This window comes from Nostoc sp. PCC 9305 (genome assembly GCF_963920915.1).
Taxonomy (GTDB): Bacteria; Cyanobacteriota; Cyanobacteriia; order Cyanobacteriales; family Nostocaceae; genus Nostoc.
Window position 1 is genome coordinate 51,911 of sequence record NZ_CAWUDN010000030.1, and the last position, 22,483, is coordinate 74,393.

At 40.9% G+C, this 22,483-nt stretch carries 20 protein-coding genes, 1 tRNA gene and 1 pseudogene; 10 read left to right on the forward strand and 12 right to left on the reverse strand.

Translation table 11 applies throughout. The annotated features are described in order from the left end of the window. Positions 1 to 582 precede the first annotated feature (582 nt). Both ACM0OX_RS13680 and ACM0OX_RS13685 read left to right on the forward strand, forming a co-directional pair. The gene (locus ACM0OX_RS13680; protein ID WP_414515434.1) at positions 583 to 2,601 is read left to right on the forward strand and encodes a GAF domain-containing protein; all 2,019 of its coding nucleotides are present in this window, start codon (positions 583 to 585) and stop codon (positions 2,599 to 2,601) included. A gap of 8 nt (positions 2,602 to 2,609) precedes the next feature. After that, positions 2,610 to 3,197 carry an SRPBCC family protein gene (locus ACM0OX_RS13685; protein WP_414515436.1) on the forward strand — a complete coding sequence of 196 codons (588 nt, stop codon included), beginning with the start codon at positions 2,610 to 2,612 and terminating at the stop codon, positions 3,195 to 3,197. Between the two features lie 93 nt (positions 3,198 to 3,290). Here the strand turns inward: ACM0OX_RS13685 and ACM0OX_RS13690 are convergent. Further along, positions 3,291 to 3,363: transfer RNA gene (locus ACM0OX_RS13690), tRNA-Glu, on the reverse strand. 326 nt (positions 3,364 to 3,689) lie between these two features. Between ACM0OX_RS13690 and ACM0OX_RS13695 the strand changes: the two genes are divergently transcribed. After that, on the forward strand, positions 3,690 to 5,609 hold the full coding sequence (locus tag ACM0OX_RS13695) for a cation:proton antiporter (RefSeq protein ID WP_414515437.1): 1,920 nt from the start codon (positions 3,690 to 3,692) through the stop codon (positions 5,607 to 5,609). Between the two features lie 127 nt (positions 5,610 to 5,736). Here ACM0OX_RS13695 and ACM0OX_RS13700 read toward each other — a convergent pair whose 3' ends face one another. Together ACM0OX_RS13700 and ACM0OX_RS13705 are read right to left on the reverse strand one after the other, a co-directional pair. Beyond that, on the reverse strand, positions 5,737 to 6,369 hold the full coding sequence (locus ACM0OX_RS13700) for a cytochrome b N-terminal domain-containing protein (RefSeq protein WP_414515439.1): 633 nt from the start codon (positions 6,367 to 6,369) through the stop codon (positions 5,737 to 5,739). 100 nt (positions 6,370 to 6,469) lie between these two features. Continuing rightward, entirely contained in the window at positions 6,470 to 7,165 is a 696-nt protein-coding gene (locus ACM0OX_RS13705; RefSeq protein ID WP_414515441.1) for an esterase/lipase family protein, read from the reverse strand. Between the two features lie 614 nt (positions 7,166 to 7,779). Between ACM0OX_RS13705 and ACM0OX_RS13710 the strand changes: the two genes are divergently transcribed. Next, positions 7,780 to 9,300 carry a hypothetical protein gene (locus tag ACM0OX_RS13710; RefSeq protein WP_414515443.1) on the forward strand — a complete coding sequence of 507 codons (1,521 nt, stop codon included), beginning with the start codon at positions 7,780 to 7,782 and terminating at the stop codon, positions 9,298 to 9,300. A gap of 455 nt (positions 9,301 to 9,755) precedes the next feature. Here the strand turns inward: ACM0OX_RS13710 and petJ are convergent, their stop codons facing one another. The 6 genes from petJ to ACM0OX_RS13740 all read right to left on the reverse strand — a co-directional run bounded on the left by petJ (position 9,756) and on the right by ACM0OX_RS13740 (position 13,745). Then, complete coding sequence (gene petJ / locus ACM0OX_RS13715) at positions 9,756 to 10,100, reverse strand: cytochrome c6 PetJ (protein ID WP_414515444.1); 345 nt, start codon at positions 10,098 to 10,100, stop codon at positions 9,756 to 9,758. 244 nt (positions 10,101 to 10,344) lie between these two features. Continuing rightward, positions 10,345 to 10,764 carry a plastocyanin gene (gene petE / locus ACM0OX_RS13720; RefSeq protein ID WP_335179881.1) on the reverse strand — a complete coding sequence of 140 codons (420 nt, stop codon included), beginning with the start codon at positions 10,762 to 10,764 and terminating at the stop codon, positions 10,345 to 10,347. Positions 10,765 to 11,007: 243 nt separating this feature from the next. Continuing rightward, entirely contained in the window at positions 11,008 to 11,499 is a 492-nt protein-coding gene (psbV, locus tag ACM0OX_RS13725; protein WP_289795867.1) for a photosystem II cytochrome c-550, read from the reverse strand. 133 nt (positions 11,500 to 11,632) lie between these two features. Beyond that, complete coding sequence (locus tag ACM0OX_RS13730) at positions 11,633 to 11,848, reverse strand: hypothetical protein (RefSeq protein ID WP_414515447.1); 216 nt, start codon at positions 11,846 to 11,848, stop codon at positions 11,633 to 11,635. 155 nt (positions 11,849 to 12,003) lie between these two features. Continuing rightward, complete coding sequence (locus ACM0OX_RS13735; RefSeq protein ID WP_414515449.1) at positions 12,004 to 12,840, reverse strand: carbohydrate ABC transporter permease; 837 nt, start codon at positions 12,838 to 12,840, stop codon at positions 12,004 to 12,006. Then, positions 12,837 to 13,745, reverse strand: coding sequence for a carbohydrate ABC transporter permease (locus ACM0OX_RS13740; protein WP_414515451.1), 909 nt, complete (start codon positions 13,743 to 13,745; stop codon positions 12,837 to 12,839). Before ACM0OX_RS13740 ends, ACM0OX_RS13735 begins: the two co-directional genes overlap by 4 nt. A gap of 432 nt (positions 13,746 to 14,177) precedes the next feature. Here ACM0OX_RS13740 and ACM0OX_RS13745 point away from each other — a divergent pair, with 432 nt between their 5' ends. After that, positions 14,178 to 16,442: an ATP-binding protein gene (locus tag ACM0OX_RS13745; RefSeq protein ID WP_414515453.1), complete on the forward strand. Its 2,265-nt coding sequence runs from the start codon at positions 14,178 to 14,180 to the stop codon at positions 16,440 to 16,442. Here ACM0OX_RS13745 and ACM0OX_RS13750 read toward each other — a convergent pair. Continuing rightward, entirely contained in the window at positions 16,402 to 16,686 is a 285-nt protein-coding gene (locus ACM0OX_RS13750) for a hypothetical protein (RefSeq protein WP_414515455.1), read from the reverse strand. The genes ACM0OX_RS13745 and ACM0OX_RS13750 overlap by 41 nt on opposite strands. Before the next feature lie 56 nt (positions 16,687 to 16,742). Between ACM0OX_RS13750 and ACM0OX_RS13755 the strand changes: the two genes are divergently transcribed. From ACM0OX_RS13755 to ACM0OX_RS13765, 3 genes are read left to right on the forward strand one after another with little or no spacing between them, the layout of a single operon-like run. Beyond that, entirely contained in the window at positions 16,743 to 18,119 is a 1,377-nt protein-coding gene (locus ACM0OX_RS13755; RefSeq protein ID WP_414515457.1) for a hypothetical protein, read from the forward strand. Positions 18,120 to 18,131: 12 nt separating this feature from the next. Then, on the forward strand, positions 18,132 to 18,536 hold the full coding sequence (locus tag ACM0OX_RS13760; RefSeq protein ID WP_414515459.1) for a hypothetical protein: 405 nt from the start codon (positions 18,132 to 18,134) through the stop codon (positions 18,534 to 18,536). A gap of 6 nt (positions 18,537 to 18,542) precedes the next feature. Further along, positions 18,543 to 18,896: a hypothetical protein gene (locus ACM0OX_RS13765; protein WP_414515461.1), complete on the forward strand. Its 354-nt coding sequence runs from the start codon at positions 18,543 to 18,545 to the stop codon at positions 18,894 to 18,896. Between the two features lie 154 nt (positions 18,897 to 19,050). Here the strand turns inward: ACM0OX_RS13765 and ACM0OX_RS13770 are convergent. After that, positions 19,051 to 19,254: pseudogene (locus ACM0OX_RS13770) on the reverse strand (ABC transporter substrate-binding protein); the annotation flags it as partial. Between the two features lie 54 nt (positions 19,255 to 19,308). On the opposite strand from ACM0OX_RS13770, the gene ACM0OX_RS13775 reads away from it, so the two are divergent. Further along, on the forward strand, positions 19,309 to 19,587 hold the full coding sequence (locus ACM0OX_RS13775) for a type II toxin-antitoxin system Phd/YefM family antitoxin (protein ID WP_414515463.1): 279 nt from the start codon (positions 19,309 to 19,311) through the stop codon (positions 19,585 to 19,587). Here ACM0OX_RS13775 and ACM0OX_RS13780 read toward each other — a convergent pair. Continuing rightward, on the reverse strand, positions 19,571 to 20,791 hold the full coding sequence (locus ACM0OX_RS13780) for an ABC transporter substrate-binding protein (protein WP_414515473.1): 1,221 nt from the start codon (positions 20,789 to 20,791) through the stop codon (positions 19,571 to 19,573). The genes ACM0OX_RS13775 and ACM0OX_RS13780 overlap by 17 nt on opposite strands. A gap of 227 nt (positions 20,792 to 21,018) precedes the next feature. Between ACM0OX_RS13780 and ACM0OX_RS13785 the strand changes: the two genes are divergently transcribed. Next, positions 21,019 to 22,437 carry an MFS transporter gene (locus ACM0OX_RS13785; RefSeq protein WP_414515465.1) on the forward strand — a complete coding sequence of 473 codons (1,419 nt, stop codon included), beginning with the start codon at positions 21,019 to 21,021 and terminating at the stop codon, positions 22,435 to 22,437. The last annotated feature ends 46 nt before the right edge of the window (positions 22,438 to 22,483 follow it).

Here is a 22,483-nt window from a genome sequence, read left to right on the forward strand (position 1 = left end):
AGTTCTGAAAATAGATGTGGTTTAGTTTTATATTCAGACGAATGCAGCCTAGTTATTTTTACTAATAACTGGGCTGCATTCACAATTTAGCCAAAATTGCAACCTCCTCCTGCCTCCTTTACTTTTGTTGATATTTTACTGAGAGTTACGGAGATCGAGGAGTAGCTTGTTAAACCTACTAGTTTTTTCAAGAAATGTAATAAAGCTTTATAAAGCAAGTTACGTAATTTTACGCGCTCAAAAGGGGAATTTTGCTGTGATTCCAGAGAAATTACGGTTTATGTATACTTACAGACAGGATAAAGTTAGTGAATTATTTCAAGACAGTGCAGCTAAAAATAAGCTAACTTAAGCATTTATAGGATATTTTGAGTATTTTATTACTTATGTTCCAATGTAGCAATTTGCTTGATGTAGTGGAAATTTGGCCATCTGATATAGAAAAGGGCTATAACAGGTGAGAGAAAGTATTCATACAAAATTTGTCAATTATCAAGGTGTAGCAACACAACTAACGGTGAAGAATATGCCAAGAGGTTGGGTGCAAGAACAATGGGGTAACTATCCGAGGGCGTGCCAGAAATGAAAAAGCCTTTATCATCGCCGCCACATTACGTAGATGACATAGATCGACTAAAACCTTACCAAGTCAAGCTGATGCAGCATCAGGAAGAACCTGCCCGCGAGTTGGTACAAAAAATTAACCAAATCATTGCTAATAGCTCTGCTACGGCTTTGATGCTGCAAGAGATTGCCCAATTGCTAGGAGCTGCTTTTCAAGTAGATTGCTGCTGCTTGGTTTCAGTGGCAGATGAAACATCAGACGAAGCTACTACTACTAATTGGTGTGCTGATGAGTATCTAGGGTTGCCACACCCAGAAGAAATGTTTTCGATGGAACAGTTGCTTATGCACTCGCCAGTGTTGCAATGTGCTGCCCAACCATTGACTATTGAAGACATTTCGATCATTCAGAATAGTCTGGTAATTGGGTGTCAATATTTACCACTACCGATAAAAGCGGTTTTGGCAATTCCCACTCGGTTTGGTGGCAATAATAATGGAGTGATTAATCTGATTAAATTCCAACCTTATGAATGGAGTGAATCAGAAAAACAATTGCTCAAAGAAGTGGAGTCGGCTTGCGCGATCGCTTTTTCTGGAGTGGCACAAGCTCAACAAATTACTCATCAAGAGCAGTCTTTGCAAAAAAGCAAGCACCATCAAAGCTTGATCAAGCAATTAACCCTATTGAGTCGTAGCAACTTGGAGCTGAATCAAATGCTCCAGTTAGTTATCGCCTCGACAGCCGAATCTCTACAGGCAGATCGGGGTTTGCTCATCTTACTAAAATATACAGATCCACTATTTAAGACTCAAGCTAAAAAACAAATACCTAAAGCGAAAGCTAGTGTAATCGCCCAATGGGCTAGAGAAACACAAAATTCTGTCACTAGTAAACCAGACACCTTAGCTGAGTCTTTCTTGATTTCAGACTGTGGTTTATGCCAGCGTGCCTTCATGGATTCTGGAAAAGCAGTAATCTTCAATGACTATACAGATCAAAACGATACTTTGACAGCTGCTCCATTATTTGCAATAGAGAAATTGCCTGCGGTACTTTTAGTGCCATTGGAAAGTCAAGGTAAAATTTTAGGATTCTTGGTGCTACAGCAATCTGTGATTCGCAATTGGCAAGCAGAAGAATTAAATCTTGTGGAAATGGTTTGCGCTCAAATGAGTAACGCCATAATTCAGTCACAGACATTGCGTCAAGTGCAAACTTTGGTAGACGATCGGACGGCGAAACTCCAGAGTAGTATAGAACTCCAAGCGAAATTGCATGAAAGAACCCGGCAGTATGTCGAGCAGCTGCGGAAACTTAATGAACTCAAAGATGAATTTTTGAGTAACATGAGCGATCGCCTACGCTACCCTTTGACAAATATGCTGATGTCAATAAAAAACTTGCGTTTGCCAGGAATAGCGCCAGAGCGTCAGGGTAGATATCTAGATATTCTTGAGCAGGAATGTTCAAAAGAAATCAACTTGATTAATGATTTGTTGACACTCCAAAAGCTAGAGTCGCCTCACGAAGCCCCGCAATTAGAATCTATAGATTTAAATACTAGAATTCAAGATATAGCAGCATCTTTTGAGAAAAAACTTACGGAGAAAGGATTAAAAATTTCTATAGATTTGCCAGAAGAATCCCTCAAACTGCAAACTGAACTGGAGAGTTTTGACCGTATTCTGCAAGAATTATTAACGAATGCCTGTAAATACTCAGAGCCTGATACAATAGTCCACCTTGAAGCGGCTCACCGAGTCGATCAACAAATCGATCAAGTTATCATGAAGGTGACGAATACAGGACGTGCCATCTCTGAAGAAGAAGCGACCTACATCTTTGATAAGTTCCGTCGTGGAAAAGGCCGCTGGACTCCAGGGACTGGCTTGGGACTTGCTTTAGTCAAGTCTTTAGTGCAGCATCTCAATGGAGCGATCGCGGTTGAAAGTCTCCCAATCTCGGATTCAGAACAGAGCGAAATTTGCTTCACCTTGACTCTGCCCCAATTTTCTGACGAAAGCAAACCATAATTCTGAAAGTGACTAAAAAACACAACACAACAGAGAACCCTGATTTGCAATCTTCCACTGATGACACCAACCTAGAAGGGGATTTGCTTGCTCAGGTAGAAGTTCAAATTGAGAAAATAGCAGAGCGACAGCGGCAAATCAGTGCTAAAGTCCAAATTCCCCACCCAGTGGAGCAAATCTGGAAGGTTCTGACAAATTATGAAGCCTTACCAGACTTCCTCCCCAACCTCGCCAAGAGTTGTTTAATCGAGCATCCCGATGGTGGAATTCGACTGGAGCAAGTAGGCTCCCAACGCTTACTGAATTTCAACTTTTGTGCGCGGGTAGTTCTAGATTTGGAAGAATGCTTCCCTAAAGCAATTAATTTCCGCATGGTAGAGGGAGATTTTAAAGGCTTTTCTGGTAGCTGGTGCTTAGAGCCTTATTCTTTCGGTGAGTCTTTAGGAACAAATCTGTCCTACACAATTCAAGTTTGGCCTAAACTCACTATGCCAGTGGGAATTATTGAAAATCGTCTGAGCAAAGATTTGCGGTTAAATCTTTTGGCTATTCACCAACGTGTAGAAGAACTAGCCAACAAAGAACCGTATGCATAACGACAATTAAACCATCATTCAGGTGTATTCCTGGATGATGGTTTTTATTGCTAGATTTCAAACAAAAAGCTTTTGCTTTTCATTGCATTTAAGTACCCCCAGGGGAATTCGAATCCCCGTTACCTCCGTGAAAGGGAGGTGTCCTAGGCCTCTAGACGATGGGGGCATCGGACTCAGACCTTTTATAAGTTAACCAATTTCCTTGCCTTTGTCAACAGGTTTTGCCAAAAAAAGTTTGTGGCAGCTAAACTGGGTGGAAGCAAAAGCTTGAAGAAGATACAAAGATATGGAGACAAATAAAAAAATCCGTAGATGCTTCTGCGGTCAGCCGCAGGGTGCGTCAGCGTTGGGCGCTGGGAATTTCGGGGTATACACATATCTAAAAAACGCTGAAGACAGCAAGGAACAAAGGGTATGATGTTGTACCCTGTAGAGTTAATATCTACGGTTTTTTACAAGAGATTTTGAAATAAATCGCTCAAAATCTACAATATGGAAGCATCTTTTGAAATCACCATACAGATGGCGATCGCTGTCTTTGCAGGCATTAGCGCCCAAGTGCTGGCTGCATACCTTCGTGTACCCAGCATCGTCTTGTTATTGCTGTTGGGCATTTTGTTTGGCTCCGATGGTATAGGGCTATTGCATCCCCATTCGCTAGGCACTGGACTGGAAGTTATAGTCGCCCTCGCAACGGCAATTATTTTGTTTGAAGGCGGGCTTAACTTGGATCTGCGTGAGTTAGGTAGAGTTTCACTCAGCCTACAATTGCTCGTCACTCAAGGAACACTAATCACGCTGCTTGGCGGGAGTATGGCTGCTCACTGGCTGGGTGAATTTCCCTGGAACATAGCTTTTCTCTATGCTTCCATAGTCGTGGTGACAGGCCCAACCGTCGTTGGCCCATTGCTCAAACAAATCAATGTAGATCGACAAGTGGCAACACTTTTGGAAGGAGAAGGGGTTTTAATTGATCCTGTAGGGGCTATCCTCGCCTTCGTTGTCCTCGATACGATTTTGAACGGCGATGCTGACCCGATCAATGCGATCGTTGGTTTACTTATACGTCTGGGTGTTGGTGCAGCAATTGGTGGTGCTGGCGGTTATCTGATGAGTTTGATTTTCAAACGCGCCAGTTTTCTGTCATTTGAGCTAAAAAACTTAGTGGTGTTGGCGATACTTTGGAGCTTGTTTACCTTATCGCAGATGATCCGCAGTGAATCGGGAGTCATGACAACAGTAGTTGCAGGAGCAGTCTTTGCTAACTCCTCAGTCCCGGAAGAACGTCTGTTACGCAGCTTTAAAGGTCAGCTGACAATTCTCAGTGTGTCAGTGCTATTTATCTTATTAGCTGCTGACCTATCCATTGCCAGTGTGTTTGCTTTGGGTTGGGGTAGTTTATTCACCGTTTTGGTACTAATGTTTGTGGTTCGCCCGATCAATATTCTGTTGTGTACCTGGAACAGTGACCTCAACTGGCGACAGAAACTGTTTTTAAGCTGGGTTGCTCCCAGAGGAATTGTTGCCGCCTCTGTAGCTTCTTTTTTTGCGATTTCGTTGACACAGCGAGGCATTAACGGCGGTGATTCCATTAAAGCTTTAGTTTTCCTCACAATTATCATGACTGTTGTTTGCCAAGGGCTAACAGCTGGCTGGGTTGCTAAATGGCTGCAAATTACCTCCAAGGACGTAACTGGGGCAGTAATTGTGGGTTGTAATCCCTTGAGTCTTGTGATTGCTCGTTTCTTTCAAGAACGGGGAGAAAACGTGGTGATGATTGATACTGACCCCGAATGTCTTGTGCAAGCCGAGGCGCAAAATCTCCGGGTTATTGCCAGCAGTGCGCTAGATGCTGCGGTTTTAGAAGAGGCCGGACTTGCTTCTATAGGTACTTTTTTGGCTATGACAAGTAATGGGGAGGTGAATTTTGTTTTGGCTCAAAGAGCAGCTGAGGAGTTTAAGCCCCCGCGCGTCCTAGCTGTTTTTCCCCGCGATCCGCAAGCGAGTACCTCGACTAGTAATAAAGTTAATCAAGCTTTTATTCCAGACTTAGCGATTAAAACTTGGAATGAATATTTGAACGATGGGCGAGTGAAGTTGGGGACAACTACGCTAGATGAGTTGGAGTTTTCGACTCAATGCGATCGCATCCAAGAAAAGATTCGGACTGGGGTTTTGATACCGCTATTGGTAGAACGAGCTGAACGCTTACAAGTAATGCCAGCTAACCAAGATTGGGAAATTGGCGATCGCATTATTTATCTGTTACATGACCCCAGACCTAGCCTTTTAAAACGCTTATCTGGTGCTACCCAATCCACTCCCCTCTCTCTAGAAAAGTTACCAGAGGTTGAAGACCTATCCCTCGCCCAATTATCTCAACTTTCTACTAGTGAGGCTTCTGGGGGATGAGGGGCAGGGGAGCAGAGGGGCAGAAGGGGACAAGGGGAAATTATTGAACAAGTCTCTCCGTTATCTTCCCCATTTACCTTGTCTTTTCCTTATACTCATTGCCCTTTTACTCCTCTTTGACTCTTTATTAGCCTTGAGAAGGAATAAATTCGCTTTCTGGTTTGGGCGCTTCTTGATACATTTGCCATTCTTGCCAGAGTAAAGCAGACAAATGTACTATGGCGAGAATTAGCGTCGCTACCGAAATCAGATAACTGTGGATTGTGTAAAGGTGTTCGACGGTAATTGTGTTAATGGCTCCACCACCAGTCAGGATTTCGCGCAATTGCCCACCAATCAAAGGAATGGCTTCGATGGTTCCTAGCTCAATGCTAAAACGCCAGTACCCTTCTTGAGTCCAATCTAAAATCATCGCTGTCCAATCCAGCCCGATCGCACTTAGGGTTAACAAAATCACACTAATCCAAGCGGCCAGCCAACTCTTACGAAATTGCCGTCCTAAAAACATCACCACAATTTGAATTAGAGCGATCGCAATTATTGCGTTACCAGCAAGATCATGCGCTCTCCAAAACAACCAGCCGTATGGCAGTTGTGTATTAATCATCTTCAATGAGTTATAAGCTCCGCCTGCTGTCGGTTCATAGTAAAAAGACAACAAAACTCCGGTAGAGATATAAATTAAACACAGAGTGAAAATCACGACTGATAATATCGTCGCTATTCGTCGCAAAATCTGATCGAACTGGGTGCTTTGCATGGCTCACCCCTCCTGTTCTTAACTAAGTATTTATTCTTATTACGATTTTAGCTAAGAAATTTTAATAAATTTTACTTTTCTTATATAAAAATAAAGTTTTTTAAATCAAATATTGCACCCAAGCTTTTAAGGGTTCTGGTGAGCCATACCAAATTCCAGGACTTCTGGGAGAATGCTTGACACCTGCGATCGTTAGATTTTCCGCCCCCTGCAAATGAGCAGCTTCAATGGGCGTAATGCCATCTCCCCAAGTATTACCCTTACCACAGGTTAATTGGTAACTACTGTAAGCTAACCAACTACCAGGCCGCCTTTTCCCAAAGATAGTTTTGCCAGCCACACAAACGTAACGAACATTTTTGTAAAAAGCTCCTGGGTAGTTATTGGTGACAAAATCCAGATTGGAACGTGTCCAGCGTTCTTGGCTAATATGGGGTGTACCCAAGGTGATGAGATTAGCAACCAAGGGATGTCCTTGCCAGAGAAATGGTTTGACATCACCGCCTGCTAAATAGGGCTTTTCTCCCATGTAAATGCGGGATATCCAACCTCCGGCTGAGTGACCAATTAAGTTAATTTGAGTAGCATTATGTTGACGTAACATATCCTTGATCGTGCGATCGAGTTGTTGCAAAATCGATATTACGGGTCTTACTCCAAAAGTGGGGAGCCAGTCACGCCGCCGCAGTGGCACTGTAACTGTGGGAAAATCTAAGTTTTGTAGGGATTGTTCTAGTGAGCGATAAGCGATCGCACTTTCTAGATATCCAGGCAAAATAACTGTCGGTAACGGCATTGGAAATTTTGGATGCAATGATTGAGGGTTTGAACTTTTTTGACGAAGAAGTAGTCATATTCAAGAGTTAGAATTGCGATCGCCTGACTCACCCCTTAGACAAAAAACCAATAGCTTTGGTGGAATTTAAGGCTAGAATGTCAATAAAATTGTACAATTTGCAACAGTTTGAGGGACTGCCGATGTGGTAGTATTTTCAAATAGGGCCCAGTCTCGGACAAACACGTGTGTCATCTGTTACAGAAGTGTAGTTGACTGAAAAACAGTTGAAAAACAAGGCAACTTCGGCAGATGTTTTGATGTATTCAAACTTGTGCGTCTACTTAAACTTTATAAAACTCCCAGATATTAATTTTAATTGTGTGTGTCATAACAATAAAAAATCAAAAGTAGTAATTTTTCAAATATCTCTTTAGTAAGCTCGAATTTTGAAGATATGATACAGCGTCATTAGATTAATTAAAAACTTGAATAAATGGCAATTTTGGCGTTTTGATTGCCAACTGAGGAAGTTATTATTTCCTTATTAAGAATGCACATCTTGCAAGATATTGCAATGTCGAAAAGAGAAAATCGCTAGTCAACTGCAACTGAGTGAGTGAACGATAACAGCCATGTCTTACGTCTCCCTGCTGAAAAATATACCAGAAATCTTAAGCCAGCCAATTGGGATAGCAGCTATAGCCTCCCTTGGTATCCACGGTGCGATCGCTATGATTGTGCCATTGATGCCGATGGATTCTAACAAGCCCAAAGAAACAGCATCATCCAAAACAGTTGGACTTTTGGAATTGAGTCAAGCTGACCAAAACCGTTTGCCGCAAAGCACCCCCCAAATTGGTTTACAACAATTACCTCCAGTCGCCCCACTTGCTACTTCAAACTTTAGCCTCCAACCGGGATTAACCCCATTAGCGCCATCGCCATCCAGCCAGCTGGTACTGCCTCCGCTACCCGCATCATCAAATAACTATCAAGTCTCTTCCTTGCCTACAAGGCAGTCTTTGCGGATGATTCCGAGTGATAATTTGCGGTTTGATGCGTCTAAATTTGATAGTTCTAAATTTAATACCAGCGCCAGATTCTCTCAACCAGTTCCTCGTGTAAATGTGAATGAGAGTGTCGCCAAATACGAGCCATCTAAGCCGCTAGCTGTAAATAGATTGCCAGAATTGCAGTCGCAGCAAATACCTGCTGATATGCTGCGGAATCCCCAGCCTCCAATCTTATCTGACAGTACACCCGTTGCAACGGCACAGGTAAATCCGACTTCGCAGCCAATGACTTCGCAGCCAATGACGCAACCAATTCCGAATGCGTCGTCTACAATTGCTCAAAACCCACTGATAAATTCTCTAAAACAAGCTCCTAGGAATGGGGATACTTTAATTGGAACTAGGGGAAGCACGCTACAAACAGCGGATTTATCAACGAAGGGAACTCAACAGGCAATTGCACAGCTAGACTCCTACGCCAACCTGAGAAAGGAAGTCCAGCAACAATACCCCAACGCTGAACAAAAACCAGTCATCCGCCAAACATTATCCACGAATAAGTCAAATCTTGAAGGTGCTGTTTTGGGAGTATTGGTTGTCGATCCTGATGGTAAGGTCTTAGATATCAAATTTCAAGACAAGTTAATTTCCCCAGAATTGCAATTAAAAGCAAGGCAATATTTCAACAAGCAATCCCCGAAGGGTGATAAACAGATTAGTTCCTATCCATTCAACCTACGTTTCCAAAACAGCACAAGTAATCTTACTGGGACTACTCAAGAGCAAAACCCCTCGTCATTATCTACACCGGGCATCAATAACAATCAGATTACCCCCTCACCAGCAGCTACTTTTAAACCATTACCTGATTTACAAATCAGAAATAACCCGCCTACGTCCTCACCAACAGGTACTCTCAAACCATTAATTACACCAGCAGCTACTCCCAAACCATTATCTGAACTGCAAATTAAAAATAACCAGTCTACGCCTTCATCGGCAGCTACTACTTCTGAACCTTTATTGTTGCCAAAAATCAATCAGGGTCAGTCTACATCTGCTGCTGAATCGGATAAAAAATTAGTAGAACGGTTGCGCGAAGTCAAGGAAAACAGACAAAAGTCTAATCCAGAAAAATAATCGCCCGTTGATAATTTCGGATTCAGGTAGGGGTGATTTATCTAGATGCATTTGCTAGCGTCTGATAAAGAAGCGGCTACTCTACGATTTCTCAAATGGAGTTACCGCAGGGTATTGTCCCTATCTGAAAAATTTTTTGCATAAGTCCTGTTTAAAATACAATACATTTGAGTTAAGGGTTATTGGTGTAGTTTCAAGATGCGATAAATCGCGTTTCTACATCAGGCTTTTGGGTTTAAAATATTGTTTTTAGTCGTTGACAAATTAGCGATCGCTAGTTCGTCATACATAATATATATTTAACTTAGAAGTTCGTTAAAAGCTTCTAAGAAGGAAATGCACTGAGGGATTTCCAACAAATAAATTCTCCAATGTTTTGGGGTGAGCGTCTAGCTAGGCTATTAACTAAATATAGGCAAACGCTCACCCCACAAAAATTATACGGTATAGCTACTTTACCAGCCTTGTTCCGCATTTTGAAAAACGTAAGCAGCTACCTCCAGAATCTCTTCAGAACTTAACTTGTCTTTAAAAGCAGGCATAGCATTTTTACCATTTTGCACTTGGTGGATAATCGCCTGGATTGAGTCTTGATTGTAATTTTCTAGGTACTTTGACAATGCTTCCTTTTTCAAGGTTTTCTGGCTGATAAGGATGTTACCGCCACCTATATGGCAAGAAGCGCAGTTAGCCTCGAAAATCTTAGCACCGTTGGATGTTTCGGCAGCTAGTGCTGGACTAATGAATGTAAATTTGAATATGGCGATCGCCGAAAGTAGAATTAATAAAAGTATTCTCAACAGTATTTCCTCGCAACAAGCCTCCAGCAAGAGTATAAACGCGATTAATCCCTGATTAAGTCAAATTTGATCAAAATTGGCGGTAACAAGTTCACTCCTCGATCGCTACAGATTGTTTAGCGTCTTAGGTAAGGATAGAACTCGTTACCGCCATTTCTGCATTTTATGCGTCACTCTAGGAGTGTAGCGTGTGGCGATGAGCTAATTTCACTGAGTAATCATCTCGTGTCAAACGCTGGTGTTTCTAGCCTTGGACAGTAATTGTACCAACCATGCCAGCGCCACGATGAGGTTCACAGTAGAAGGTGTAGTCACCAGCAGGTGCGTCTGCTGCAAAGGTGGTTGTTTCCTTTTGGCCAGGACTCATGAGCAACTTCTTATGAGACAGAGATTTAGCTAAATCGGCGCTCTTAGAGGGGTTTTTGGCAGCATCAAACACAACATTATGGGGAGGAACTTTATTGTTCACCCATTCAATAGTGTCACCTGGTTTAATTGTCAACTTTTTCGGTTCAAATGCTAGCATTCCTTTATCGCTACCCAATTTCACCTTGTAGGTTTCAGCCGAAGCACTGGGAGTAAAAACAGCAAAGCTGCTAACAACTAAAAGGATTGTCAACACAGCTAAACTAAGGCGTCGCCAGCTTGCCGAAATTAATTTCATAGCTCTCTCCTAACAAACAATTTTTTTCCTTTTCTCATTTTAAATAAAATCAACGTCAAAGTATGACAATCTGTCATATATCTATTTTTTTTTTAAGAATGGAGAGTAATTTATTGCAAAAAGCTGTCCAATAAGCAGTAAATGGGGAATGGGGAACGGGGAATTAGGAGTAGGGACTGAATTCTTCCCAATTCCCTATTCCCAATTCCCTATTCCCAATGCCCAATGACTCAGTTCCGGGATTTAGTAATAGATTTTTCCGCCTCCCCACTTAGTACCAACGATTTTGGGTTGTAAGAGAATATGACCGGCGATCGCCTCCAAGTCATCATCCGTCAGATTTCGCACTGCTGTGAAAATATCTGCGCTTTTGAGACTGGGGTGTATTTCGGAAATCTCTTCTTCCCCGTCGTAAGTAGTGGGATTTTTCAGGTAATCTACTAAACCTTCAATGTTGTTACGGTTAGGAGTTGCCAGTGCCAAGTCCTCTGGAGTGAGTCCCACGTTTTGATTTGTCTTGGTAACTCCACCAGCATGACATTGGGCGCAAGCGTAATTAAATAAGCGTTTGCCTTCTTTGACTTGTTTAAGGCTGAGTACAACGGTATCACCCTGAGCATTTAATGGCACTGTTCGGGTAGCTTCGTCTAGTTCCACTGCTGTCGCGCTACCGACAATCAACTGAAACGAGAGTAAAACAGTAGCCACAACAACGCCAATTAGTCTTATAAACATGTTTCCCCTTAAAGATTTTGACGCTCAACACAGCTAAGAACGCGATTCTCAATCTCCAAGCTGCTAATTGCTAATGACTCATTGTTTTTTATCATTAGCTATCAGTTATTAGCCAAAGTTCTGAGATAACCCTTCAGGTGACTTCGCGATCGCCCACCAAATCGTTAGTACCTTTGGGGCGTATTTCAGAGGATATTTGGGAAATAATTGCCCTTGCATCTTCTAACGCCAAACGGGTCTTTTGGTGTTTGTAGGCGATTCCCAGTTGGTTGCACAGAGAAAACACTTGTTCTACAGGAATGCTGTAGTCGGCTGCTATCTCTGCGATCGATAGGTCTGCAAAACCCATAATGCTTGTTTACTGATAGATAGAGATTGAGTCGCTGTAATACCAATATCACGTTAGGAGTGCAATTTGTTGCCCAAAATACTGTTTGGGGAATAGGGGGATCGGGAAGGCAAGGGGAATAAGCCATGTGTCCAATACCCCATTTCCAATGCCTATTAACCTTTTCCCCCGGTAAAGGTGACGCTTTGAATAAAGTAACGATTAAAAAAAGCATAAATGCCTAAAGCTGGCAGGGTAAAGACCATAGAAGCCGCCATAATGTAGTTCCAATAGCTGATGTATTGACCTTTGAAGGTGTTCAGCCCCAAGGGGAGGGTAAACATTTCTGGGTCAAATAGGATAACTATAGGCAATAAAAAATTATTCCAACTCCCCATAAACACAAAAACCGCTTGTGCTGCTAGTGCTGGTTTTGCCAAAGGTAAGACAATGTGTCGAAAAATTCCAAAAGTATTTAAGCCATCGAGTTGAGCTGCTTCTTCTAGTTCTTTAGGAAAATTAACGAAAAACTGCCGCATCATGAAGATAAAAGTGGCATTCACCATGCTAGGAACAATCATGCCTTGGTAAGAATTCAGCCAGCCGATCGCTTTTAAAATTAAAAATGTGGGAATCAGGGTGATTTGCGCTGGTACTGCTAGTACTGCCAAAATTAGGAAAAACCAAAAGCGCTTGCCCACAAAGCGCAGTCTTGCCAAAGCATAACCAGCCATTGAATTTAACAATAAGTTTAAAAGCGTCACGCTGATGGCGATCGCTACACTGTTGAACAACCAGCGCCAAAAAAGCGGTTCTTGGAGAAAGATTTGCCTGTAGTTGTCAAGAGTAAAATTCTTGGGGAGAAAGTTGGGTTCACCACTGACAATCTCTGATAGCGGCTTAAATGATGCTGAAAGTGCCCAGAGAAAGGGAATTAAGGTAATGATGGCATAGAGTGTCAGTAAGACGTACAACAGGGCTTTGAGCCAGGAAAAGCCAGAGGTGTTAGTCAAATCCGTTCGCCTCCGAAAAGTCGCCGCTGAATCAAAGTGATGACAACGATCGCTGCTGCTAACAGAAATGCGATCGCAGATGCATATCCCATTTGTAAATTCCGAAATACAGCTTGATAAATCAGCAGCACCACAGTTAAGGTAGCGTTGTTTGGCCCGCCAGTACCGCCAGAGAAGATGTAAGACTGGTCAAAAAGTTGAAAAGTCCCAATTACCCCCACTGTTGCTACAAAGAAGGTTACAGGCTTAAGCAAGGGAAGAGTAATGTAGATAAATTGCTGCCACCCATTTGCGCCATCGAGTTCCGCCGCCTCATAAAGTGTTTGGGGTATATCTTGCAACGCCGCCAGATAAATCACCATAAAAAACGGCGCGGTTGACCAAATGTTCATCATCATAATGCCTTTGAGCGCAACTGCTGGATCGCCCAACCAGTTATAAGTAGGTAGCCCCACAAACGCGAGTAAATCGTTTAGTAGCCCATCAGTGTTATAAATCCACATAAAGATCAGTGTCAGCACTGCTGAAGAAGTGACTGTCGGCAAAAAGTAGAGAATGCGCCACCAGTTTTTACCGTGAATCCCAGAATTCAGAGTTACTGCCAGAATTAAAGCCAGGATAGTTTGAGTTGGCACAACAATAGCTACATATTCGGCTGTGTTTCTCAAAGCAATCCAAACTCTTTCATCTTCAGCTAATCGCGTGAAGTTACGAAAACCGATGAACTCGTACTCAATACCGCCGAGAAGTTGGACTTTTTGCAAGGAAAGAAAAACGGCGTAGAGAATGGGTAAGACTACAAAAGTCCCCAAAACTAGAATGGTGGGCATCATGAACATATACCCAGCCAGGTCTTCAGTGATGTTCCATCTGGAGTTTCTGCGCCACCTGTTGATTTCAAACACTACTGAACCTCCACTTAATCCCGCACTAACCCGACTGTAGCGATGGGTTGTGCATGATTATTTATCGTACTCCTGTACAAAAATATTTAACTTCATCAAATGAGTCTCTACCTTTAGAAAGCGTAGATCAAAGCAGCAAGTCAAAAGACATCGCTTGTATGAGTTAGCTGGATATGCAACTTAGGGAACTATATATTTAGCTTCCTTGGGATGCTAATTAATCCGACTCAAGCAATAGGACACAAAATGTCATATACAGCCTACTTACGTTCGATTAAAAACAAACTCCAGAGAACTGGGAAAACTCAAAAAAGCCTACGGGTCAAAACTATCATAGAACAGTTTGGCTACCAGCGTAGAAGTCAATCATTCATAGATGATTTTAATACTGCTCTTGATGAATTGGGGCTTTGTGCAAATCCTCGGTTGGATTTGCATATTCCGTTAGATACAAAAATAGCTATTTCTCTTAAAGGTATAGAACCAATAAATGAAGTTGCTGAATCTGAATCAATTTCAGACAAATTAAAAGAAGCAATTTCAGTCAAACATGATTTTTTCTACTACTTGTTTGATTTTGGCTCTGAACAAGAATATGAAAGATTCCAAGCGTGTTTAGATTCTCACCAGCCAGTAGGTATTTTTTTGATTCCGCAAGTAGAAGATTTCTTCTGTGATATTGTTCTCAAAATCTTTAATTATGAATTGATTAGAAAATCTCAATATGGAGGATATAATAGTATCCCTAAAACTGCCACTAGAAAAATTTCTACAAGTATTGTCTCAGAAGATAAGGATTGTGAAGATGAACAAGAAAATCCTATCTATGATGCTAGTATTTTTCAATTTTATCGCTCGACTATGTCCAGCATTATACTTGGCAACACTGGTTTAGAATTGCTTGATTCTGAAAAATTCGATCGGCAGTTTGAACAGATATCCTTATATGCCAATAAATATAATTCTGAACAGTTTTTTATATTATTTTATTGTCCATCGGCATTAGAAATCCAAGCTCATCAGCAAGAAGATGCTTTAGGATACTTGGTAGATAAAGTTGCTAGTAAAATTCCTTTTACTTTTACTCTCAGGTGTAAATACCCAAATGAAGCCTCTATTGAATATAAAGAGGAAGTGTACGCCCATTTTCGTCTATTACTGGAACTTCCATATTATGAAATAGAGGAAGATGATGCATCTTTACAAGATTACTTTGTTGAATTACAAAAAGCTCAAATCCAAGCTGAGTCTCAATTATTACTGAAGATGAAAGCTGAACATTTTTACACTCTGAAGTGGCAGCAGGAAAGTAAAGAATATATCTACCTTAAGTATTTTGCTATTAAAACTTTGGAAAGTCTAGGATATGGATTGTCTAATATCGGCTGTGAAGTTGAGTTGACTTCTAGGGATGAAGAAACAATCGATGAAGATACATCAGACGATGATGAAGAGTACCAAAATGAAATTATAGAAGTCTATGTAAAAAATCAGGTAGTGGTTGAGATAGAAACTCTCAAATACCAAGAATTTCAGGATAACAATCTGTTTTTAGATTCAATTAAAAGAGTCTTGAGGAAATCCAAAGTATGGCCTAATCAACTAGAAAGCCTTTGGTTGGTAATTCCTGGTTTTGAGATAGCACGCAACTATTACCAACTGAAAAAAATTAAGGAAATATTAGAATATAAGTTTTCTGGATATTATGGCGATCGCTTCCAAGTTTTAATCATGGTTCCTGATTATGAAAAACACCAATTAGTCCCAGTATCCTTTGACTCTATCGACTATCCATCTTTTAATTATGGAGCTAAAAAACCTAGTTTAGTACAAGCATATCCAATTACTAACCGCGTCAAAGAATTTAAACTTGACTTTAGCCAAGTACAAGGGCTGAATGAAGAAAAAGAGAAACTAACTAGACTCTTGAAGCTGCAATCTAAAGGATATAAGAGTTCAATTGGTGGAATTCTTTTCTATGGTTTACCAGGATGTGGTAAAACTTTACTAGCAAATGCCTTTGCTAATGAGTCTGGGAGATATTTCTTTAAGTTCTCTCCTGCCGATATTGTTAGTGTTTGGATAGGGCAAAGTCAAAAGAATATTCGAGATATCTTTGCTCAAGCTAAGAAAAAAGCTCCTTCACTTTTATTCATTGATGAGTTAGACAGTATTGGGTTTAATCGTAACGATGACAATGCACACACAGACCAAAAAGCGACTATCAACCAATTACTCATAGAACTAAATAATCTGCAAAATAGTGATGTAATTGTTATTGCTGCTACTAACTATTTGAGTGGTATTGATAGTGCTTTGAAGCGTTCTGGTAGATTGGATTGGAAGATTCCTGTTTTCCCACCAGATCGAGTAGAAAGAATAGATTTGTTTAAACACTATCTGTCAAAAATTGATATGAATCAGCTAGTCAACTTTGAAATTCTGGCAGATAAAAGTGGGAGATTTACTTCATCCGATATTGAGTTGGTTTGCCGGGAAGTCAGAAATGCTATTCTTCTAGAAGAAATAAGTTCGGCTTTAACAACTTCAGATGTAATTACTTACATTAATAATCTGCAAGATGGTGGCTTAAGTCTTAACGAAGGACAAGTCAAAGATTTTTTGGAAGAATGTAGGAGAATGAGTGTAAAAAATCCTAAGTTAGAAACTCTGAAATTAGAATGGGGATTGTATTAGCAATAGGGTAAGAAAAATGGCGATCGCTATTACCACACCCTAATTGCTCGTAAAAAATAACTCGTCTTCCTGTTGTTGCGATCGCTTCTAATGGTTCTAAGTATTCGTGGGGTACTCCTGAGTCTCCGTGAAGACACAGCAGCGGTAGCTTACCAGAATATTCTCGATCTGGTTTGACAATCCGATACCATACCTGATGACCACGAAATGAGATAAAACCTTCGAGGGCAGAAGTATTAGACATGGCACAAAAATTATTTGACATTATAATAGTCAAATATACGTAGACAAAAATAGCAAATGGGGATCATCCACCCAAGAATAATTGATTACCACGGCATTTCAGCAACCCAAGCACAGCTAGATTTTGCCATAGCATTTCTAGATGAAGATATTCCCCTTTACGTTGACCCTTTTCTTTTATGGAAGTCTCCCTCACAACAAGACCAATCACTTCATACCTCTATAATTAATTCCTTTAATAACCTAAACTTTCTTGTTCAGAAAGGCAAAATAGATCAGGCTCGTGACAACCTCATTCTTGCATCTGAATGCCAAGAGATTGGACTGGGATTGTCAAAAAAACGAAAAGGTATAAAAATTAGCCGTAATAAAGCAGATGAAATTCTCTCGCTATTTCAGAAAATTCCTGAGTATGGGAAATACGGATTTGTTCACTTTGAAGAAATCCAGTTTTATATAGATGGAATTGCGAAAGATCGCATCAGTGATATTTGTTGTAATTTTATTAAATCATTTCTGATAGACTTTACAATACAACAATGCGAACAACTAGGAATACCAATTGATAAAGCTGTTGTTTCTGGATTTTATGACTATCGTAAAAATTCCTTTATCCTAAATCAGGAAATAACATTGCCTGTTAATCCTGAAACCAAAGAGCCTTTAATTTTTGTTCCTAAGAGATGGTTAAAATTTTATCCGTGGATCAATTTTGAAGACTATTTTAAAGATTACTGTCCTCGTGATGAAATTTTTAATCCTGGTGAGCCAGAAGAACGTGTTAAGGTTCTAAACTTTAATAGAGATAATTATGGCATTGTTCAGGAATATATCAAGATAAAAGAGCGAACTCAGGATGACTGTAAAAACGATCCGTTATTTAAACAGATTCCCATCTTGTCTGCTAAACGAAAATTAGGTGAAATACAAAAGCTACCAACAGGAAAGACGAATGAAGCAGACATTAAATACGAAAATTATATCTGTCAACTTCTTGCGTCACTTTTCTATCCAGACCTTGACTTTGCAGCAGAACAGAGTCGTACAGAATCTGGAAGACTGATTCGAGACCTCATTTTTTACAATAATAGGTCAATTGATTTTCTTCAAGAGATTCATCAAGACTATGGCAATAGACAGCTTGTTTTTGAGTTAAAGAACGTCAAGGCAATCGAGCGTGAACACATTAGCCAACTCAATAGATATCTTGATTCTGGTCTTGGTAAGTTTGGTGTTCTCGTGACAAGAAACCCTCTCTCAAAAGCAATGTTCGGCAATACTATTGATTTATGGTCTGGACAAAGGCGATGTATCATTACGCTGACAGATGAGGATGTCTCGTTAATGGTTAGTATTTTTGAGAGTAAGCAGCGCTCACCAATTGATGTTCTCAAAAAAAAGTATGTGGAGTTTCGTCGAGCTTGTCCCTCGTGAAAGGTGAAATAGATGAAGCGTAAAGATGTTGATGAGTTTGAAAAACTATCGGGACAACTTCAAGGTATTTACGAAGAGATTTCCATCTTGTCTAAAAAATCTCCCAATGATGCAGTTAACAAGTTTAAACTTAATTTTATCAACCAATTGTTGAATGGCTCGAATGGATTCCTTGAAGATAAATATCGACCTTTTAAAGGATTTTCGGAGTTTGATACAGATGATGTTCCACAAAATAGCGATGTAGTGTTTATTCTCTCACAGTATCTACAATGTTTTGAGAAATTGCGTGCAGATAATGTACAGATACGATCTGGCGGTTGGTGTTGGGTAGTAGATGCTGAAGGAAATGAAATTGGAGATGAATCAGGCAAAATTTATATTAAAACAACTCGTCCAAAGCGCTTAAGAGAATAAATTATTATGAAAATAGAGCAAAAACAGACAAGCCTGGTGAAAGCTGAACTGCATGAAGTTACAATGCCTCTAATAAATGCCATGCATATAGAATTTAAAGAACTGAGCAAGAAGAAGTCAGAGGCTGTGTTGAGCAAGAATAAGGTAAAAATTGTCAATAGACTTCTAGAAAGCTGTCGTAAAGTATTAGATTCGGAAACATCGCTTGACTATCTTGATCTCATTGATGAGGATGATATACCTCAAAATAGTGATGTAGTACTGATGTTATCTCAGTACGTAGCCGCTATGAAGCAGTTCAAATCCGCTTATTATGCCTGGGATGGTTCCGAGCATCGCTGGTGCTGGTTTACTGAATAAATACAGCGTTTTTAAACTGATTGAATCATACTATTCACTTCTAGAAAGTAGATATTTCCCTACTTTCTGCCCTAACAATAGTCCATTTACCTGTAAATTGCGCCCTCATACTTGATCGTTAGCAGTTAAGTATCATGTGGTCGATACTCTTAAGTTACTCCATCGCCTTAATTTGCTGATTTGCTTCATTCTGTGCCTTCAGCATCGCTTGTTTTAATGGTTGTTGCCCCAACAAGGCGCTGACAAACTGATTTTCAAAGTTATTTACGATCGCCCCTGGATATTTCCCCACCTGCCACGGTGTAGCATAATTAACTCCTGCCACTAATGGCGATCGCAGTAGGTCTTGGTCATAGCCGGTAAATATTGAGCAATAGTTCATGCTATGTCCTATTAGAATATGACTATAGTCATGACTACGGTTATTATGAAATCAATTTCTAAAAGTAAACTCAAATCTCAACTTCTTGAGTTCTTACGACTTGTAGAGTCAGAAGGAGAAGAAATTGTAGTTACCGATCGCGGTAAACCAGTCGTGAAAATTTCTAAATACGCACAAACACCTTCAACAGAAGAGTTATTTGGGGAAATGCGCGGGAAAGTGAAGTACTTTGAGGATTTAACTACACCAACCGAGGAATGGACAAGAAGTGATTTGGTAGAGGTAAGAAAGATTACTCCATTGCCTTAATTTGCTGATTAGCTTCATTCTCTGCCTTCAGCATTGCTTGTTTTAATGGTTGTTGCCCCAACAAGGCGCTGACAAACTGGTTATCAAAGTTATTCACGATCGCCCCTGGATATTTCCCCGCCTGCCACGGTGTAGCATAATTAACTCCTGCCACTAATGGCGATCGCAACGGATCTTGGTCATAACCCAAATTCTTTGCTACTGATTTACGCGTTGGCAAAGCAAACCCTGTTCCTGTCCACTTTTGCATTCCTTCTTTACCTGTGAGATAAGAAATCAACTCCCAGGCTTCGGCTTTGTGTTGTGCTTGCTTGTTCATCACATAGGCAACTGTAAACACCATCGTGCCTTTTTTGTCATTAATAGTAGGCACTGGTGCAGTACCAAACTCTACTTGCGGAAAGGTTTCAGTTAAATAGGGAATTGCCCAGTTACCTTCAATCACCATTGCCACTTTACTCTGACCAAACATTTCACTACCTGAGTTTGTCCCCACATCAGATTTTTGGGCAGAGGAGCGGTCTTTTTGATACTGGTTTACTACCAACTCTAAACCCTGTAAACCTGCTGCACTCGCAAAAGTAGCATAACCATTTCCATCGACAAGTTGTCCACCAAAGGCTTTGATTTTATAAGCTTGACGCGCCAATTCTGGAATTTCCCCAAAGCCATATTTGTTAAGCTTGCCTGTCAATTGTTGCGAGTAATTACGTAATTCATCCCAAGTCGCTGGCGGATTACTCAAGCCTGCAAAGGCGAAGGCTTTTTTGTTATAAAACAAAGCAAGGGTGGAATAGTCTTTGGGAAGACCGTAAATCTGGTTCTGATATTTAAAACTGTTGAGTAGGGTATCCTCGAAGTCTACTAAGTCAAATTTGGGAGTGATATAACTATCTAACGGTTCCAGGACATTTTGACTCATTAAGAAAGGAGCTTCCAGCGCATCTAGATAAAAAACATCGGGCGCAGCTTCCCCAACTAAACGAGTTTTGATTACATCCATGTATTGGTCGGAAATTACCTCATATTTGACCTTAATCGTTGGATGTTGTACTTCAAAGTCTTGCAGCACTTGTCTCAAGAGTTTTTGCTCAACGGGAGAACCTCCCCAACCACTGAGTTTGATGGTGATTGCGGTAGATGCTAACGGTTTGCTTGGCAATTGTAGGCTTTGACAAGCAGTAATAGCGATCGCGATCGCCATTACCAGTCCCAAAAAATTAAATAATCTTTTCTTAACCACAGACAGATAACAGTTTCTCTCTTCTTACTTATACCTTCTGTTGCTAAGGAGTGAAATTTTACTTATTTGAAATTTTTGTTGAGAATTGCAAGCTAAAATTACGAAAAATTATCAGCAATGCTATAAAAGCATACTGAATTCCTCTGCAACCGGATTTATCCAGGGTACTTTACCCAAAAACATAGATTATGGATTCTGTTCAGATTGAAACAACTGCGCCACTAACTCTAGAATTTCCCCAGATTGCCTCACCGCCAACATCAATCTCTCCAAACTCTCGAATTCCCAAAGATACTATTCGCACTAGTTTAAAAGCTTCCACTGCGGATTCTGTCTTAGCATCGGTTTACTCTCTTGGAACTGGCGGGATTTTACTCAGCAATTTATTGGTGGAATTGGGTGCTAGTCCAGTGGTATTTGGGATGCTTTGCTCTATCCCGATGTTGGTCAATCTCATTCAGCCATTGGGTGCTTACTTGTCAGAACGCAGCACCAGCCGCTTTCAATATTCGCTTCGGACACACGGAATTGGTCGGCTGCTATGGCTGATTTTAGTAATTGGGATTGCCAGCGCCAGTTGGGGACTGGTTGATACTCACCAGTTAGTCATATTGACACTCTTGATTGTTCTATTCAGCAATCTTTTGGGAGGACTAGGAACTGCATCGTGGCTAAGTTGGGTGGCAATGATAGTTCCCCGGCGATTACGAGGCAGGTTTTTTGGGACACGCAATAGTGCTGCTAACCTTACCACTTTGGTTTGCGTACCAATGGCCGGTCTAGTTGTATCACATTGGTATGGGGGATCTCTACAAGGTTATGGGATAGTTCTACTGGTAAGCGTTGTGTTTGGGCTTATGGGATTAGGATGCCAGTATTTCCAGGTAGATATAAATCCGCGATCGCAAAACACTTATTATGGCAAGTTAACTCCAAGTGCGATTCAATCAGAGGTTGTAAAAGAAGAATCTTCTGAAGTCGCTCAATCAATTCATCCACCACAAGAACAGTCAACTAACAGCATCTGGAAAAACTCTAACTTTTTGATATTTCTGCTGTATTTCAGCTTCTGGACACTTGCTGTTAACCTCAGCAGTCCTTTTTTTAACCTCTATATGCTGGATACGCTGGACTTGGATGTGAGCTATGTGACTATCTACAACAGCTTTCAGGCGGCGGCGACTTTGCTAATGCTTATCCTGTGGGGAAAATTAGCAGACAAGATAGGCAATCGTCCCATCCTCATCTGTATTGGGATTTTGGTTGGAGTCACACCACTTTTGTGGCTGGGGATTAGTGTTAATCGCCTTGACATCTGGCTGTGGTTGCCACTGTTACACATCTTGATTGGAGGGACTTGGGCGGCAATTGACTTGTGCAACAACAATATACAATTGGCGATCGCACCAACTAAAAATCAGTCTATCTATTTTGCGATCGCAGCGGCAGCTGCTGGAGTAAGTGGTGCTTTGGGCACAACTATAGGCAGTTTCATCGCCCAATTTACCCAGTCTGGAGGTTTACTAAGCTTGTTTGTCCTCTCTGCTCTATTCCGACTAGTAGCCTTGGTTCCACTCATGTTTCTCCAAGAGCCAAGCAGGAGTTAGGAGTTAGGAGTTAGGAGTTAGGAGTTAGGAGTTAGGAGTTAGGAGT

Coding starts and splice junctions, on each gene's coding strand:
- ACM0OX_RS13710 (WP_414515443.1), top strand. CDS start 7,780: ATGTCTTACGTCTCCCTGCTGAAAAATATACCAGAAATCTTAAGCCAG.
- ACM0OX_RS13760 (WP_414515459.1), top strand. CDS start 18,132: ATGAAGCGTAAAGATGTTGATGAGTTTGAAAAACTATCGGGACAACTT.
- ACM0OX_RS13785 (WP_414515465.1), top strand. CDS start 21,019: ATGGATTCTGTTCAGATTGAAACAACTGCGCCACTAACTCTAGAATTT.
- ACM0OX_RS13755 (WP_414515457.1), top strand. CDS start 16,743: ATGGGGATCATCCACCCAAGAATAATTGATTACCACGGCATTTCAGCA.
- psbV (WP_289795867.1), bottom strand. CDS start 11,499: ATGTTTATAAGACTAATTGGCGTTGTTGTGGCTACTGTTTTACTCTCG.
- ACM0OX_RS13695 (WP_414515437.1), top strand. CDS start 3,690: ATGGAAGCATCTTTTGAAATCACCATACAGATGGCGATCGCTGTCTTT.
- ACM0OX_RS13730 (WP_414515447.1), bottom strand. CDS start 11,848: ATGGGTTTTGCAGACCTATCGATCGCAGAGATAGCAGCCGACTACAGC.
- petE (WP_335179881.1), bottom strand. CDS start 10,764: ATGAAATTAATTTCGGCAAGCTGGCGACGCCTTAGTTTAGCTGTGTTG.
- ACM0OX_RS13775 (WP_414515463.1), top strand. CDS start 19,309: ATGACTACGGTTATTATGAAATCAATTTCTAAAAGTAAACTCAAATCT.
- ACM0OX_RS13765 (WP_414515461.1), top strand. CDS start 18,543: ATGAAAATAGAGCAAAAACAGACAAGCCTGGTGAAAGCTGAACTGCAT.
- ACM0OX_RS13750 (WP_414515455.1), bottom strand. CDS start 16,686: ATGTCTAATACTTCTGCCCTCGAAGGTTTTATCTCATTTCGTGGTCAT.
- ACM0OX_RS13700 (WP_414515439.1), bottom strand. CDS start 6,369: ATGCAAAGCACCCAGTTCGATCAGATTTTGCGACGAATAGCGACGATA.
- ACM0OX_RS13705 (WP_414515441.1), bottom strand. CDS start 7,165: ATGCCGTTACCGACAGTTATTTTGCCTGGATATCTAGAAAGTGCGATC.
- ACM0OX_RS13680 (WP_414515434.1), top strand. CDS start 583: ATGAAAAAGCCTTTATCATCGCCGCCACATTACGTAGATGACATAGAT.
- ACM0OX_RS13780 (WP_414515473.1), bottom strand. CDS start 20,791: ATGGCGATCGCGATCGCTATTACTGCTTGTCAAAGCCTACAATTGCCA.